1 protein-coding gene is annotated in these 488 nt (G+C 48.8%); it reads left to right on the forward strand.

Annotated elements, in window-relative coordinates:
• The coding region (locus tag B3W37_RS15595; RefSeq protein ID WP_483176360.1) for a sodium/proton-translocating pyrophosphatase at positions 1-488 on the forward strand (488 nt) is incomplete at both ends.

The raw sequence follows: 488 nt of genomic DNA on the forward strand, positions 1-488 counted from the left end.
ATATTTGTTATCTTGTGGGTAGCTGAATATTTTATTCATACCCAGCCCGGTTCCCATCTGCCGGTTGGCCCGGCTTCCGCAATTTCCTTTATTGTGGGAGCGTTATGTTCGGCCTTGGCCGGTTATATAGGTATGACCAGTACCACCCGCTCCAACGCAAGAACAGCTGAAGCTGCCCGTTCCCATGGCCTGGAAAAAGCCCTGAAGGTATCCTTTCAGGCTGGTTCCGTTATGGGATTATCGGTGGCAGGATTGGGACTTTTAGGGGTCTCCGCCCTGTTTATTATTTTCAAGTCTCCGGTTATTATCAATAGTTTTGCTTTCGGTGCTTCATTGATAGCTTTCTTTGCCAGAATCGGCGGTGGTATTTTTACCAAAGCGGCTGATGTGGGAGCAGACCTGGTTGGAAAAGTTGAAGCAGGAATTCCGGAGGATGATCCACGCAATCCGGCCACTATCGCAGATAATGTAGGTGACAATGTGGGTGA

This window comes from Syntrophomonas sp. UBA5494 (genome assembly GCF_002426325.1).